Raw genomic sequence first — 16,822 nt, 5'->3', positions numbered from 1 at the left:
ATTTTATTAATTTAAGGCTACAAATCTATCATTCTTTTTGATATTTGAAAATATTTGCCAATATCTTATTATAAATAGACAATAATATGTTATTTCAAAACGTCCAGCAATTTAAACATTTGCCTGCGCATATTTGCTCCTGATCCCGAATAATTATTGACCAATAAGGTATAGGTAAAAGACTGTCCATTTTTTGCTGTGTGCACGCCGGTATAGCCTAAGGCACCAGCAATTGTTCCGCTTTTCATCTTCATCTCATTGTAGGTCGGCAGGCTTTCGTAGAATACGGGATACCAGTTTTGCTTTTGCGCGTACTGCATGATTTTGTTCATGGCCAGGGTCGTAACTCTATTCTGTGGCGAAAGCCCCGAACCGTCCACGCTATTGATCTCGCCCGGTTTAATCCCTAACTTGGCGTTCCAGTATTTTTGGATATAATTGGCACCATCGTCAGTGCCCGTTTTTCCAGCGGTGGTATAGGCGATAGCCTTTAGTAAGGCTTCCCCATAGAGATTGATACTTTTTTGATTAAACCAATAGACAATTTTGTCCATGGTAGGCGATAGGTGCACATCCAGTGTTTGCTTTTGGGATACGTCTATCGAATCCATCTTCGCCCCTGTTGCAGGCGGTTGGATAGCAACAATGCCCTGTTTGTTGAGACCTTCATTCAATTGAAAGGCTAGATCATATGCAGGGTCCGGGGAAGCGAGTTCGATGGTTTTCTTTAAATCCTGACCATAGCTGCCACGGACAAATATTTTGGTCGAATAAGGTGCCGCATAGGCATACACATTGTCCCCCGTACCAGCTTTACCAGTGGTGGTTTCGTTGATAATGTTCAGGTAAGGAGCGCGGGTCGTGTCTTGGATAATTTCGGCTTTTGCCCCCACTTTATTGCTCGGACTGAAATTTATACCAAAAGCATTTTCGCGCCAGTTGAGCGATGAAATGCCTGCGCCGTAATAATTGCCCATGTCTGTCCAGATCCACCCCCCCGGTATTTGGTTGCCATTATATAGACGGTCATCGGCAATCACTGCTCCATTGATGCTTCGTATCCCTGCGTTTTGAATGGCCGTAATCCATTTGTTTAACACAATAGCTGCATTGGTCTCCGGATAACGGTCACTCCCCAGTGTAGGGTCACCGGTGCCCGAAACAATGATATTTCCATTGAGGACTCCGTTTTCATCGATTGAACCTGTATAATATAAGGTCGTTTTAAACTGATAGCTCTTGCCAAGAAAATCCAATGCAGTAGCAGCTGTAATGACTTTCATCGTTGAAGCTGTAGCCAGCCCGATATTTTCGTTGGCAGCAAAAATGGTTTGGCCTGTCTTTCCGTCAAATACTGTCAAAGAACTTATTGCGTTCTTCAGGCTTTCTTGGTTTTGAAATTGATTGAATGCTTCTTGGATCCCGGTTCTGATATTCTGAGCAAACAGGGAGCTTGTCACCGCGGTAAATGCATACGTCGATAGTGTTATGGAATATAGGGCGATTTTTTTCATCAACATGTAATTTCTTTGAAAATGAACTGTACGATTCTTTGATATTGCACCGTTGGTCCAATGTATATATAATTTTAACTAGCGTATATACGCATTTAATTCGTTTGTTTTATTTGCCTTAAAGTTAGGTATTCGACCCTAAAAAATCCTAACTTGCATAAAATTGTATAGACAACATGAAGCATATCGAAAAATTAGCTGCTATTCGTGAGGCTATGAAGATTCAAGGAATCGATGGATATATTATCCCGTCATCAGATCCTCATATCAGTGAATATTTACCGGAACGTTACAAGTGTATTGCCTGGGCCTCAGGTTTTACAGGATCTGCAGGTACTTTGGCTATCACGCAAGATTTTGCTGGCCTTTGGACAGATTCCCGTTATTTTGTTCAGGCTGTGGAACAATTGGAAGGAACCGGTTTTGAATTGGTTAAGCTGAAAGTCCAGGCAGCGGCGGAATATGCGGATTGGTTAGGTGAGAAATTGAATGCAGGAGCAAAAGTTGCTTTTGATGGTAATCTAGCCTCACTTTTGGTGGCTCAGTCTGTCAAAAATGCTTTGGAGCCTCTGGATATTCAGGTGGACGGTCATATCGATCTGTTATCTGATTTATGGGAGGGCAGACCGGACTTACCAAAGGAGCAGGCTTACCTGTTGCCAGAAAGCACCACAGGGCAGTCTACTGTTGCGAAGATTGAGGCTGTTCGGGCTGAAATGAAGAAAAATCGTGCCGATGCACATTTAATATCTTCCTTGGATGATCTCGCCTGGTTACTTAATATCCGTGGCCAGGATGTACCCTGCAATCCAGTTGTTTTAGGATTCGTATTGATTACAGCGGATACAGCAACGCTCTACATTGAGCTGTCGAAGTTGAGCACCGAAACAATTGCTGAACTAAAAGGCTATGGTGTAGAAATAGCTGCATACGAAAGCATCTATCAAACGATTGAAACATTATCGGCTAAGGCCATCTTAATCGACCCGAAGCGTACTTGCTTTGCTGTATTTGACAGCGTGCCTGATAGCATTAAAATCGTAGAAAAAATAAATCCTTCTACGACCTTAAAAGCCATTAAGAATAAAGTTGAAATTGAAAATAACAGGCATACTTTTGTAAAAGACGGTGTTGCACTTACGAAGTTTTTTAAATGGCTGGAAGAAAATGTTGCCAGCGAAGAGCTGTCTGAGCTGTCTATCGCTGATAAGCTGCGCGGCTTCCGTGAGGAACAAGACGGATTTGTTGATGTTTCTTTCACCACCATAGCAGGATATCTAGACCACGGTGCATTGCCACATTATTCGGCGAATGAGCAATCTAACTATACCTTGCGACCCAAAGGGCTGTTATTGGTCGATTCCGGTGGCCAATACAAAACAGGTACAACGGATGTTACACGTGTTGTTTCACTGGGAGGTCTTACGCAAGAGGAAAAAGAGGATTATACCTTGGTATTGAAAGGCACGATAGAAGGTTCGCAGGCTATCTTTCCTGCAGGTACACGGGGATATCAAATTGATGCCATTACCCGTCGTCCACTGTGGGAAACGTTACGTAACTATGGGCACGGCACAGGGCATGGCGTTGGATTTTTCCTGAATGTCCATGAAGGGCCGCAGACATTTAATGCTGCCGCAATAGATGTTGCTGTTGAACCCGGCATGATTACCTCTATTGAACCTGGTCTTTACCGTGTTGGTAAACACGGCATCCGTATCGAAAATCTGGTATTGACGCGTAAAGCGGGATCCTCTGAATTCGGTGACTTCCTGGATTTTGAGACATTGACAATCTGTTATATTGCGACGGACTTGATTGAAAAATCTCTTTTGGAAAAAAGGCATCTTTCGTGGCTGAATAATTACAATCAATGGGTATTTGATCAGTTATCAACACATCTTTCAAGTGAAGAAAAGAACTGGCTTGCAGAGAAATGTAAGGCAATCTAACAATGCAGATAAAAAAGGAAATAGGCATCAGTCTTTTAACTGATGCCTATTTTGCCTCTAAAGAACAGACTAATTGTCTGTTCAATGCTGTTATCCAGCATTTTGGAGATGGAGCGATCATCTTTAATGAGGCGCTCTCAGAATTTCATATAATAATTCTTTGCCAAAAGGTTTCAAAATAAAGCCACTTATAAAAGGATAATTTGCCAATTGTTCCTGGTCGCTCTGGCTGGTGGAAGAGCTTATGATAAATATCCTGGTCTGCTTGATAAAATCGGTTTTATCCTCTAAAACGTCCATCAGTTCCCAGCCTGTCATAAAGGGCATGCTGATATCAACAAACAGTACGGCTGGCCCGGATGATGCACTGATGTCATGCGATTCCATAAAATCCAGCGCGTCCAATGCATTTTTGAAAGGGTAAAATTCAATTGGATAATCCGAAAACCCCTGTAGCATGTAGCCAAAAATAGTGCGTAAGATCGCATTGTCGTCTATAAGGATGATTTTTCTTTTATTTTCCTGATTCATTACGTTCTTTCTAAAAATTTGACTGAAAAGACACTGCCTTCGTTCGGTTCACTTTGTACATCTATTTTCCCCCCCAGTGACTCCACCTGATAGCGCGTGAGAAATAATCCAATACCCTTACTCTCAAAGCCGCGATGGAAAACTTTTTTGAACATAAAAAGCTGGGATTTGTATTTAGGTAGATTGATACCTAATCCATTATCCTTAACGGTCAATAATGTTCCATTTTCCTCTAGGGAAGTCCTGATTTCAATACATGGCGCTTTATCGCTCGCTGTAAATCGAAGTGAATTACTGATGAGATTGCCAAGGATACTTTCCAGATAAATTTTTGGATAGTAGATATTGGTCACATTGAATTCGACAGAAATAATGGCATTCTTTTGCTGTATTTCTCCAATATACTGTTGTTTTACTTTATAAAATATTTGGAGAAAATCACAGTCTTCAAATACGAGCGATTTATTCGACCTCAATTCAAGTATCTCACCCAAGTCGTGTAACGTTTCGGTAAGTTGCTCCGTGCTGATCTTCAAAAGGTTCAGAAAATCAGCCTTTACCGCTTCATCTGTTGAGACTTTAAGCTCATCGATGAGCATCGGCATATTACTTAGCGGTCCCTTTAAGTTATGCGCAAGGATATTCGTAAATTCTTCCAGTTGTCTGACTTTGGTTTCGAGGTCCATTTTAACCAGATCAGATTCTATTTTTTGCCGCTTTAATATTTCGATATTTTTTTTTGATTCAGAAATATCCTGAACCTGAACGATCAAAAATAGGGGGGCATTGGCATTGTCAAAGACTGCTGCAATTGTCACTGAGCACCACACATAATGACCGAGTTTGTGTCGGTAACGTTTTTGTATGGTAAACGTTTCAATTTCACCACGAATAAGTTTTCTCCTGAGCTCGATGTCACGTTCGACGTCATCAGGATGGGTGTTGTGTGAGAATTTCATTGTTGACAACTCTTCCTGTGTGTACCCCAGAATCTTGGTTAATGTATGGTTGGATTCAATGCAATAACCATCTAGATTTGTCAAGGCAATGCCCAAACCAGAGAAATGGAAGGCCTGATTGAATTTATGTTCGTTAAATCGGATTTTTTCGGTTGATTCAATCTGCTTTGTAATATCGGAGACAACCAATGCGATCCGGTTTTGCGATCGATGAATAGGTTTGATCTGTAGACTATACCATTTGTCTATATGTTGTTCGGAAGGAGACTGAAACTCCATTTTAAATTCCCTGTTTAACCGTAAAGATTTCTGGATCAGTTGAATCGTTGGTATAGCCAGATCTGCCGGGAAAAGTTCGGTCAGGCTTTTGTTTAAAAATTCCTCCGGTGGGTAGAATAGTAAACCGGGATCATTGGTCCAATAGTTTTTAAACACTCCGGTATCGGTTACTTCAAAGACCAGATCGTTGAGGGAGGCAACCAGCAGTTGCAACTGCTGTTGTTTATCTTTCAGGGCATGGTTCTGATTGATAACTTTTGAAATATCGATGAAAGATATTAGGAGGCCGGTGTTACTTTCTTCGGAGAAAGGGCTGGTATGGAAAACAAACCATTTAAACATATCCCCTGTTGCAATTCCTAAGATTATTTCTTGGTCGTTAGGATTGTTTTTGAGCGCGATCTGAAAGCGAGTCTGTTCTGCTGTAAGAGGCGATACGTCCTCAGATGAATAAAATGTAATTAATTGATGTAATTTTTTGCCTTTTGCATCCTTAATCTCTAACGCTAAAAGCTCGCATGCGTGTTCATTGAGATGTAGAATGGTGCCGTCTTCCAACGTTGTAATCAATCCTTCCAACCCCGAACTTTGCGTTTGAGCGGAAGGCGCAGATAAAGAGTTCCGTTCTAGATGCATTAACCAACAATATTTAGGATCAATTTACTCATTTATAAGATATGACACTTGTCTGGCCTCAATTTACAAAATTGGTAACTTTTACCACAAAATAATAAAAAAATATTAAAATAGGTAATTTTTGCATAACGAGTTGCAGAGTAGGTTATTATGTGTAACACAGTAAAGAGCAAAAGGTTTCAGAGGGTATTCAATAAATCCTTTGTAAAATTATCCAATCAAAAATGATTTGAAAATATGGATTTAAACTGTTGAAGGAGGTTACATTAAAAAAATAAAACACAGTTTTCGAATAGTAAAAAAGGCTTATGAATACAAAAAATCATAAGCTCTTTTTTAAGTAGTTATTAATCTAAATAACTCAATTTTTTGTTTTTTCCAGCCATAACCAATTAAACCAGAGTGGAAGCCGCTGTTGACTTTTGTACGTCAGGATATATTTCCCCGGTTTATCAAATTTTAATGTTCCGATACGCTTTTCTATAAATTCTTCGGTGTAGTTATTTTCATTTGGCTCGACAACCATTTTATCTGTAGGATCAAAACTTCCCCTCAGTTGTTGGTTAGCAACGCTAATTTCGAAAGGAATATTTTCTTTATTGGGATTGTGCGCAGAGAAATCTATCGCATATGTTCCGGCCTCCGTAACCGTCACTTCCCAGTCGATCTTCGTATTTCCCGTGAGGACAGCATGGGTTGGATTTTTGCCGTTATAACGTACGATTTTCAGGTCATTATTGAGGCTATTGGTTGATTTTAGAGAAAAACCACCAAAAGTAGATTCAGGGACGGTATTTTTGTCCAGTTCCAAGGGACCATCGAAGGTCAATTTTACTTCCGAAACATAATGATCCGGTTGATCAACAGGCAGGTCAATATGGATTGAACTCAGCTTCTGCTCATAGTTCAAAGTCGTTGAACTGTTACCTTTCATCACTGCTATATTGGACGGTTTGGATTTGATACCTGTAATACGAAGTTTGTGATCCAAAGGCCAGTTAAATACATGCGCATAGACCACCGTTTTATTTTGTTCAGTTTTTGTGGTCAGGTAACCCCAGTCAAAATGGTTGTTTTTTAAAGAAAGACCCGTGGCACCATAGATGCTTTTGCCATAGGTATTTAACCAAGAGCCTACATCATGTAAGCGGCTTACGCTCTCGTAAGGAACAGTACCATCGGCACGAGGACCGATATTTAAGGTGAATCCACCGTTGAGACTAACGTTTGAAATCAATGACTGAAAGATCTGACTTGTAGATTTCCATTCGTTTTCCTGACCGTTGTAGCCCCAGGAGTGTGCGATCGTGCCCGGCGTCTCCCAAGGGTGAGCGATATACTTGCTGCCAAACTGATTGTCGCCAAGGGTTTCGAAATCTACGTTTTCAGCATCTGTTGGAAGGCCCAGTCGTGAATTGATCAGGCAGTTCGGTTGCAGCTCGCGGATTAATTTTACGACCTGAAGCAACTGTTCTTTTTTGATGATGGATTTTTGATAGGGGATCCACATGTCAAACCATATCAGTGAAATATCACCGTAGTTGCTCATGAGTTCACGAAGCTGGGGTATTACTTTTTCCTGCCAGTACTGATTATATTGTGCATCCGTAACATGTCCGGACAATTCTTGCTGATGATTCCAGCCATAGGGATGTTCCCAGTCGATCCAGTGTGAATAGTAGAAGCCGAGTTTTATACCATGCTTTTTACAGGCAGCTGCGATTTCTTTGATCACATCGCGGTTGGAGCTACTCAGTTTAGGTAAACTATAGGTTCCTACTTTGGTATCCCATAGCGCCACACCATCATGATGTTTGGTCGTGATAATCATATATTTCATTCCGGCCTCCTTTGCCAGAAGCACCCATTTTTCCGGATCTATCTTGTTCCAGTCAAAGCGCTTGGCCAAGCTGCCATATTCTTCTTTCGATACGCGGTTGCGGTAGCGTAACCATTCCGCATAATTATTCATATACCGTAAAGGCTCACCTTTCCACATACCTTCAGCAGCGCTGTATAAGCCCCAGTGGATAAACATGCCAAAACGGGCATCTTTAAACCAATCCGCCTTTCCATTGTCCTGAGCAAAAAGCGGTATGGAAGCGCTGACCAGTAGTAAAAATAAGATCGCGATTCTTTTGAGTCGTGGTATCATAAAGGTTGTTCTTGTTCGGATTACAAGATAAGTAAAAAATCGAATAACAATAAGCTAAATCGAATTTTGAGGGAAGGAGAGGTATTTCAGCTGCTTTGGTGGTTCCATAAAAATAAAATCCCCTGATTGTACAATCAGGGGATTTTATTTTGCGGATAGCATAGTACTATCTATGGGAATCTGTTGGGATCGGATACCCGATCTGTAAGCAGTATTTTTTTAGTTCAGCCTATAAGCCTTCAGAATCTTTTTGAAAATTTCAGTATTGTTGTAAACACCTATAAAATGCTGTGAACCGGGACCGTAAGCAAAGACCGGAACCATAATGTTGGTGTGATCATCGCTGCTAAAATTTCCTCTGACTGAACCTTTTCTATAATTGGCATCCAATAAGGATAGTCCACCCGTTTCATGATCTGCTGTCACAATGACTAGGGTTTCACCATCTTGGTCTGCAAATTTTAAGGCTTCGCCCACCAGTCTATCAAAATCATGTTGTTCTGTGACAACATAAGATAGGTCATTTGCATGTCCTCCATAATCGATCTGCGCACCCTCAGCCATGATAAAGAAGCCATGTTTATTTTTGGATAACAATTGTATGGTTTTTAAAAGCGAGGTTTTTAACATGTCTCCTCGTCCGTCTAGCACTTTTCTTGTCGCCGAATCCGCCAGAAGCACCAATTGTTTGCCCGAAGTGGCTTTTTCGAAGTCGCTCAATGTGGTCTGTAGTTGGTAACCTTTTTCATTCAATTTTTGCATCAGTTTACCGTTCTTATTCTTTAGAAAACTTTCCTGATGGGAACCTACCAAGATATCGACATGACTGTGGAGGAAGTCCGCTGCAATTTCTTGCGACATTGTCCTGTCCATTTGATGTGCGTAAAATGCTGCAGGTGTTGCATCGGTAATGTCTCCTGAGCTAATGATACCACTTTTGATACCATGGGAGGCCAAAGTATCGGGAATTGAGGCGATCAATTTACCATTTTCATCCACACCAATATATCGGTTGTTGGTTTTATGCCCAGTAGCAATCGCTGTTCCACCGGCTGCGGAGTCTGTAAAATCAGAGTTTGATGCTTCGGTGCGGGAAAAACCAATATGCTGCATATTGATGATATTTGATTGGCCAAAATTAGCGCTTAAACCAGCTTGAATTTGGGCTAAGCCCATTCCGTCTCCAATCAACAAAATAACATTTTTTATGTTGGTGGTGGCACCATCACTTTTATAGTTGGGTATGTAGGGACTGTAGGACTGTGGATTGCTGTATTCAACCTTGGCATTATTTAGATAGAAATTTTTTAATGCGGTTGGTTGGTCCGTATTGATCCAATCTACACCCATGTGCGCCAATTCTTTCCAGCTGTTAGGGCTATCTTTTGTAGCCCAAAAGCGGAAAGGTTTGCCCATTTTATGCGCTTTGTCAATGACGGTTTTCATTTTTTCGAGATCAGGTGGAGTAGGTGTTCCTTTGCCGTTCCAAACCGAATAGTGAGCAATACTCTGACTGATCATTCCAATGCGCTTCAACTGTTCAGGCGAGTAATCTTTTTCGGGCCTCCCGTCGAAGTAGATAAATTGTGGATAATGATTAAATTTTTCGACCGGAGGAATATTCCCACTGATAACAATCTTAATAGCTGAAGGATTTTTCTGCTGATCAAATACAGCCTCATATCCTTTTAGATTTTCCAACAAGTTAGAAAGTACCTGTTCGTAATTTTCCTTAATATCGATCACCAATTGCAACTTTTGACTGGGATCGGCATATGGACGGTTGCCATTTTCTTTGAAGAAGGCAATTAGAGGTTCGATGTAAAGCTTTTTTAAGGTCTTCCCGGGCTTGATTTCACTGCTTTCGTGTGCAACGTAGAGCTCTCCATTACGATAGAAGACATCAGCTTCGATAGAGCCCATACCAGCGTAGTAGGCCGCCAGCAATGGAATCTGTTGTTTGTAATCGTTATGGCTGTGCCCTGCATTAGCAGTCAGTTTCTGCTGAGCGGAAACTGACTGAATACTTAGACTGGCAAATAATAACCAAATTAACTTATTGCTTTTTACCATCCTGCATTTTGTTTAATTACACCTGAGCTGTTGTCGATTTCACGTTGTGGTATCGCCCAAACATCGTGCACCTGTGGGTTGAAGGTTCTGGCTGGCCAGATAACCGTACCATCGAAATCATGTAAAGGTTTGGCATAAGTGGCTTGTGCATCACCCCATCTGACCAGATCACGGTGACGGTCCGCCCATTCGCCAGCAAGTTCATTTCGGCGTTCACGTTTTAAATCCACTAATGTCATTCCGCTTTTCGGTAATAATCCAGCCCGTTTTCTGATTTTATTTAATTCAGTATCACCAGCACCTGAGCCATTTAAATTTATGATTGCTTCAGCTTTAATTAAAAGTACTTCCGCATAACGCATCAATGGTACATTTAAATCTGTTGTTCCATTATCACCGTTTGGGTTGACGTGTGTTGGAATAGGATCTTTGTATGAAAAAGGCTCCATGTACTTCTTGAATTGATAGTTGGATGTCGCACCACCATCTTTTGTAAAAGTACGTTCCGCACCGAAGAACTGGAATTTGTCGCCAGGTTTTAAGATCGTTGCTTCGCGACGCGAGTCACCCGTCTCAAATGAATCGTACAGTTCTTTGGTAGGCAGATAGTACCCCCAGCCGTTGTAAATTCCCCAAGCTTTATTGGTCAACATAACTCCCGGAAGCTTGCTTCCCCAGCCAGTTCCACCACCATCCGGCGTACAGACAACAGACCAGATATATTCTTGAGACCAGTTGTTGGCTGCTTTAAACACATCGACAAAGGTCGGTAGCAAATTATGTTTGCCTGAATTGATGACCATATCCGCATATTTTGCTGCGTTCGTATAGTCCTTTTTATAGAGATAGACTTTTGATAGGTAAGACCAAGCTGCGGTTTTGTGTCCTTTGCCATAATCAGATGAACTCATATCTGAAAAATAGGGTAGATTTTCGGCCGCTTTTAAAAACAAAGAGATAATATAGTCATAATTTTCGTTGACATTATTGGCACGCGGGACCGGTACTGTGGCATCTGTTTCTGGTGTGACAATTGGCACACCAGCTTTGTCGTTTCCGTAATTTGCTGCCAGTTGAAAGTAAACTAAGCCCGCATTAAAATAAGCATCGCCAATAATTTGCTTTTTCCGATTTTCATCCATTGAGATGCGCGGGACATTGATAATAATGTCGTTTGCTCTTTTGATGATGGCATAGCGCATACTCCATTGTGTTTCTGTGTAACCACCACCAATGTAGCTGCGGTTAAAATTCTTAATATTATCTGCTTCAGGTTTATTGCGTCCTGTGACCATATCGTCGCTTGCATTGATAAACCAGAACATCCCACGTCCATAGTAATCCTCTTCATTGTATTTTTCGTACATGCTGGCCTCTGCTTTGATCGCATCTTGTTCTGTTTTCCAAAAATTCTGTGAAGAGGGGGCGCCTTCTGGAGAAATATCCAATTGTTTCGTACACGATGCAAAGAGTGCTGTTGCTGCTATTGCAAAGTATTTTATATTCGTTTTCATCATTTGCTTATTTTCTTTTTTAATGATTGATAAGGGCCTAGACCAAATGGCTATAGATTGAACTATCCTTTGTTTAGATCCTGTTGGCATTATTTTAAGATTAAAAATTGACATTTAAACCGAAGATAAAGCTTCTGGCTTGTGGGTAACGACCAACATCAAGTCCATTGTTATCCATACCAATCTCTGGGTCGAATCCTGTATATTTTGTGAACGTGAACAAGTTGTTTGTAGTGGCGTAAACTCGTACGTTCCCAAGTTTAAATTTATCAGCCAAAGATTTTGGAAGGGTATAACCCAAAGTAACGTTACGGATGCGGAGAAAAGAACCATTTTCGATATAGAAATCTGAGGCATTGAAGTTACCATTGGCGTCTGAACTCGAGATAATTGGCACTTTTCCGTTCGGGTTTTCTGGTGACCAAGCATCAAGAATTCCTTCTAATTTATTGTACGAAGGGCCACTGGCGCTGTACGTCGTTCTCTTGACTGCATTGAAGAGTTTGTTGCCTTGTACACCTTGAGCAAAAATATTGAAATCGAAATTTTTGTAGTTGGCATTGAAACTTAGACCATAGGAAAAATCAGGATAGGCGCTGCCAGCGTAATAGCGATCTTCGGGACCAATGGAGCCATTGCCATCGATGTCTACAAATTTAAAATCACCGGCTTTTGCATTGGGCTGAACTTTTTGTCCATTGGCATTTTTGTAATTATCAGCTTCTGCCTGGCTCTGAAAAATGCCATCCGTCTTTAAGACATAATAGCTATAAAGTGGTTGACCGACAGTTATTGTTAGGGGAGCCAACTCATTTCTAAAGTTGGTACCTACGGCAATATTGTTCAATCCTGGAGCCAATTCCTCAACGTTGTTGGTTAATTTGGTTAGTGTCGCATTGATGGAGTACGAAAAGTCCTTGTTTTTCGCACTGCTATAAGTTAATCCTAATTCAAAACCTTTATCCTTTACAAGTCCCCCATTAATGGTCTGGGTATTCAATCCAGCTGTTCCCGGAAGCGTTCGTGTTAAGATCATGTTGTTTGTCTCCTTGACAAAATAATCCGCGACTAAACTCAAACCGTTCAAAATGCCAAGGTCCAAGCCTATATTGGTTTGTTTACTTTCTGCCCAGCGTAAATCCTCATTCGGTAAGACATTTTGTGCATAGCCATTCTGCAGCGTTGGTTTTGCTCCGAAATAACTCGTCGTACGTACTAGAAGTGGGCTGACGTCCAATGGGCTTAGATTGGCCAAGCCGCCTAAAACGCCATAACTACCCCTTAATTTTAATTCGTTTAACCAGTCTACTGAGCTGAGGAATTCTTCTTTGTTAAGGGCCCAGCCTGCTGAAACGGAGTAGTAGTTCCTGTATCTATTTTTTTCCTTTAACATGGATGATCCGTCCCGCCTTCCGATCAATGATAGTAGGTATTTTTCATCGTAATTGTAGTTTGCTCTTAAAAAAAGCGATGAAATTGCTGTTGAGGTATAGCCGCTTTCGGGCGGTTGCACTTCATTCGCATTATCTAAGTACCTATATTGTTTGGATTCGTCATCAAAATCACTCGCTGAGGTATTCAGATGCGTGCTTTTAGTCTTTTGAAAAGTATACCCACCGGTCAAATCAAGTTGGTGGGCATCAAACGAAGTTTTGTAATTTAGGACTTGTTCAGCGAGAATATCATTTGCGTCGCTAGCCCTTTCAACTAAGCTATTGTTCAATACCGGTTTACCTATTTCAGGACGTTTTGGTGTGAAGCTTTTATATCTAGCGTTAGTTTTGGTAATGCTTAAATTCGATCGGAATGTTAAGCCTTTGGCCAATTGAATATTTGCATAGGGATTGACGACTAATACATTTTCAGGTTGATTGATGTCAATACGCATCAGTTCGGCAACGGGATTAATAATATCCCCATAATCACCTGGAAAAGGACCTGGTAGACCTGCAAAACTGCCATCAGGATTATAAGGAGTTCCATTGGTCGGATAATAAACTGCAGAAAGGAGTGCCCCGGTGTAATCACTGCTGGTATTGGCGCCATTTCCATTGGTACTGCTATAGGACATGTTTTCCCCTACTTTTAACCAAGGGGTTATCTGATGCTCTGAGTTTACCCTGAAATTGTAACGTTGTGTTTTTGTATTAAGCACAATACCTTCCGCATTGCGGTAATTGAAACTCAAGTAAAAATTGGATTTATCATTTCCGCCATTGATAGCGGCATTGTAGTCCTGCAAAGTTGCATTTCTAAAGACTTCATCCATCCAGTTGGTTTTGGTAACCTGTCCGTCTGGATATTTTGCGGGGTCGAAAGCAGGCAAGATGGCCGTGCCACCATTTTTTGCGGCGGTGGCCGCTACTTCCGCACGTTGTTGGGCATTTAGAGGTTTTAGTTTGCGCCATGCACTTTGTTGGCCGATTTTAGCATCAACACTGATTTGCATCTGTCCTTTCTTACCTTTCTTCGTTGTGATGAGCACTACACCACCCGAAGCTCTAGCGCCATAGATCGCAGCAGAGGCATCCTTTAACACTGAAATAGACTCGATGTCGTTGGGATTTAATTGTGGGGTACCTAAGAAAATTGAACCATCAATAACATAAAGTACGTTTTCGCCATTGATACCTCCGGCGCCCCTAATATTTATACGTGGCGGTGAAGTTGGATCACCACCTTCGTTGGTCACAATCACTCCGGGAGATTTTCCTGCGAGCACTTCGCCAACACTGTTTACTGACCGTGAGGATAATTTATCAAGTGATACCACACTTACGGCACCAGTTAATGTTTCTTTTTTCTGTGTTCCGTAACCAACAACGACAACTTCAGATAATGTCGAACGTTCCTCGCTTAAGGTTACATTAATAACTTCATTGTCGCCCACAACCACCTCTTTTGAGCGGAAACCAATCATGGAAAACGAAAGTGTCGCCTGTGCCCCTGCTTCAATACGGAAAGAACCTTTGGCATCAGTCGTTGTACCAACTTGGGTTCCGACCACTTTTACAGATACACCGGCAATAGCGCTACCGAGGGTATCCCTAACAACGCCGGTAATGACACGATCTGCTTTGATGTTTGCTTGTGCGGTAAGTATAATATGACCATCTTTTTCTACCGCACTGATTCCAAGTTTATTCAACAACGAACGTACAGATTCCGTTTTGAAATTTCCATTGACAACAGTATTGTGTTCTTGCAGAAGGTCCGGATTGTAAACAAAACTTAGCCCTGAAAGATTCTCCATTTTATGCAGGATAGCATCAAGTTGTTGTCCCTTGCTTATTTTAATGTTTATTCTGCTTCTATCCAATTTTTGAGCCATTCCTGGAGATGCCATCAGAGAACTGCAGAATATGGAGGTAATTGAAAATGTTAGGCACGGATACTTCAGGATCCGATAAAAAGAGAGTTCTCTTTTGAGTGGAGGTGTTTTCATTTTTTTGTAATAATTAGGTAATGAATTACGCATGGTGACCAAGATTTTTTGCGGTTATTTTTATACATTATTTATGGATTTTAAATATCTTGTGGTTTTCGGTCGCACTATATTTAATATGGTGTAGGCTACAGAGAATACCCAAAATCTCCTCTGGTTTTTGTGTGCTATTGAAGGTAGCTGTAGTTTTTAAGGTGGAAAGTGCTTTGTCTTTCAGTACGATTTCAATGTTGTAGACATATTCCAATTGTTGTATCACTCCTTGTAACGAAGTCCCATTAAATTCGATTGTCACTGGCGTGGTATCTTTTGTTAAACTACAGGATGCTTGTTCGGTCTGTGTGCTGTAGCGCAAACTCTGGTTTTTGGTCAGCAAGCCCAGGACTTTATCTCCCCGTTGTACTGCAACTTTACCTGTTGCAACGAGAACCTCTATGTTTTGGGAAGCTTGGTATGTTTTAATTCGAAATGAGGTTCCTAGCACTTTTACTGCTAGGTCGGAAGCTAACTGTACATGGAAAGGATGCTTTTCATCATGTGCAATCGTAAAAAACGCTTCACCTTCGGCAAGCTCAATTTCGCGTATGTTGCCGTTGAATTTACTTGGGTAACTAATTTTGGACGAAGGCTCTAGAATAATCTCCGAACCATCCACTAATGTAATTTTTTTACGTTCCCCAGCCTGCGTTGTTGTCACGATTTGGGAAACGGCAGAAACAGTCTGTTCGTTCAGTCGTCCAACAAGGAAGCTTGCGGACACTATGATTAAAACCGCTGCTGCTATTTTCAGAATCGGATAGCGCGAGAAGAAATGCTTTTTGATTTGTTTTTCTGAAATGGCAGACTGAATATTAGCTAACAATTTTTCGCGGAGCACAGTTTTGCGCTCTTCCGAAACCTTATTGTTCGTATTATCCAGTTGAGCATACCAATCTTCAACCTGTTTGATCTCGGCTGCATTGGCTTCCCCATTTAAATATTTTTGCAGTAGTTGCTTTGCTTTTTCTTCCATCATTTGAATACATGTCACTTCAAATGGCAAATGGTACTAGTAGAAAATATTAGGGATATATTAATTTTTTGTTAACTGAAAATCAGTGAGTCAGGCAAAAGCTATGAAAGGCTTTTTTTGAGCAATTTCATCGCTGAGGTAATCTGGTTTTTTACAGTTTGCACGGAGATATTCAACTCAGCCGCGATCTCTTTGATTGATTTTTCCTGCTTTCGGCTCATCAAAACAACTTGCCGCATACGTTCCGGAAGTTGCATTAAAGCTTCTTCAACTTTTTGTTGGGCATCTTGTAGGATGATTTGATCGTCGGCTGCGTCTGCATATTGTTGGTTCATTAGTGTAGCGAATTCCGCTTGATGCCCATTTTTAACCGTATTATTTCTGAAATAATTGATTACCTTGAATTTTAAAGCCCCGTGTAGATAGGCTGGGAGACCACCTGAGAGGGCGATCCGTTCACGATTTTCCCAAAGAGAGATAAAAATTTCCTGCGTGATATCCTGAGCTACATTCTCTTCACCGATTTTTTTAAAAGCCGCATCAAAAATGGTTTCCCAATACAGATTAAAAATCTTTTCCATTGCAAAATGGTCACCTTTCTTTAATAATGCTATTAATATTTCGCTCACAGGATCAATTTGATTGGGCAAAACTAGTAACCGTATGTTCCTTTAAAGTTAATAAATCTTAAAGAGTATATTTTGTCTGCTATGAATTAATCCTGCAAGTTTATTTTTAAATTATTTCATATT

General features: G+C 41.0%; 10 protein-coding genes. 1 reads left to right on the top strand and 9 read right to left on the bottom strand.

The genetic code is table 11. The annotated features are described in order from the left end of the window. Positions 1-89 precede the first annotated feature (89 nt). Entirely contained in the window at positions 90-1,514 is a 1,425-nt protein-coding gene (gene dacB / locus D7322_RS17595) for a D-alanyl-D-alanine carboxypeptidase/D-alanyl-D-alanine endopeptidase (protein WP_121125626.1), read from the bottom strand. Positions 1,515-1,690: 176 nt separating this feature from the next. Here dacB and D7322_RS17590 point away from each other — a divergent pair, with 176 nt between their 5' ends. Further along, positions 1,691-3,466 (top strand): aminopeptidase P family protein, encoded by a 1,776-nt coding sequence (locus D7322_RS17590; protein ID WP_121125560.1) that lies wholly within the window; start codon positions 1,691-1,693, stop codon positions 3,464-3,466. 123 nt (positions 3,467-3,589) lie between these two features. Here D7322_RS17590 and D7322_RS17585 read toward each other — a convergent pair whose 3' ends face one another. The 8 genes from D7322_RS17585 to D7322_RS17550 form a co-directional block, all read right to left on the bottom strand. After that, positions 3,590-3,997 carry a response regulator gene (locus D7322_RS17585; protein WP_121125559.1) on the bottom strand — a complete coding sequence of 136 codons (408 nt, stop codon included), beginning with the start codon at positions 3,995-3,997 and terminating at the stop codon, positions 3,590-3,592. Further along, positions 3,997-5,871 carry a PAS domain S-box protein gene (locus D7322_RS17580; RefSeq protein ID WP_121125558.1) on the bottom strand — a complete coding sequence of 625 codons (1,875 nt, stop codon included), beginning with the start codon at positions 5,869-5,871 and terminating at the stop codon, positions 3,997-3,999. Before D7322_RS17580 ends, D7322_RS17585 begins: the two co-directional genes overlap by 1 nt. A gap of 361 nt (positions 5,872-6,232) precedes the next feature. Then, the gene (locus tag D7322_RS17575) at positions 6,233-8,026 is read right to left on the bottom strand and encodes an alpha-L-fucosidase (RefSeq protein ID WP_121125557.1); all 1,794 of its coding nucleotides are present in this window, start codon (positions 8,024-8,026) and stop codon (positions 6,233-6,235) included. 219 nt (positions 8,027-8,245) lie between these two features. Beyond that, on the bottom strand, positions 8,246-10,099 hold the full coding sequence (locus D7322_RS17570) for an alkaline phosphatase (protein ID WP_121125556.1): 1,854 nt from the start codon (positions 10,097-10,099) through the stop codon (positions 8,246-8,248). After that, the gene (locus tag D7322_RS17565; RefSeq protein WP_245971371.1) at positions 10,093-11,616 is read right to left on the bottom strand and encodes a RagB/SusD family nutrient uptake outer membrane protein; all 1,524 of its coding nucleotides are present in this window, start codon (positions 11,614-11,616) and stop codon (positions 10,093-10,095) included. The genes D7322_RS17570 and D7322_RS17565 overlap by 7 nt, the downstream gene beginning before the upstream one ends. Before the next feature lie 97 nt (positions 11,617-11,713). Then, entirely contained in the window at positions 11,714-15,058 is a 3,345-nt protein-coding gene (locus D7322_RS17560; RefSeq protein WP_245971370.1) for a SusC/RagA family TonB-linked outer membrane protein, read from the bottom strand. 67 nt (positions 15,059-15,125) lie between these two features. Further along, positions 15,126-16,073: a FecR family protein gene (locus D7322_RS17555; protein WP_121125555.1), complete on the bottom strand. Its 948-nt coding sequence runs from the start codon at positions 16,071-16,073 to the stop codon at positions 15,126-15,128. A gap of 98 nt (positions 16,074-16,171) precedes the next feature. After that, the gene (locus D7322_RS17550; protein WP_147430464.1) at positions 16,172-16,699 is read right to left on the bottom strand and encodes an RNA polymerase sigma factor; all 528 of its coding nucleotides are present in this window, start codon (positions 16,697-16,699) and stop codon (positions 16,172-16,174) included. Positions 16,700-16,822: the final 123 nt, after the last annotated feature.

The sequence above is a fragment of the Sphingobacterium puteale genome, assembly GCF_003627955.1.
In the GTDB taxonomy this organism is placed as follows: Bacteria; Bacteroidota; Bacteroidia; order Sphingobacteriales; family Sphingobacteriaceae; genus Sphingobacterium; species Sphingobacterium puteale.
The sequence above is the reverse complement of the archived record's forward strand: the minus strand, read 5'-3'. Positions and strand labels throughout refer to the sequence as shown.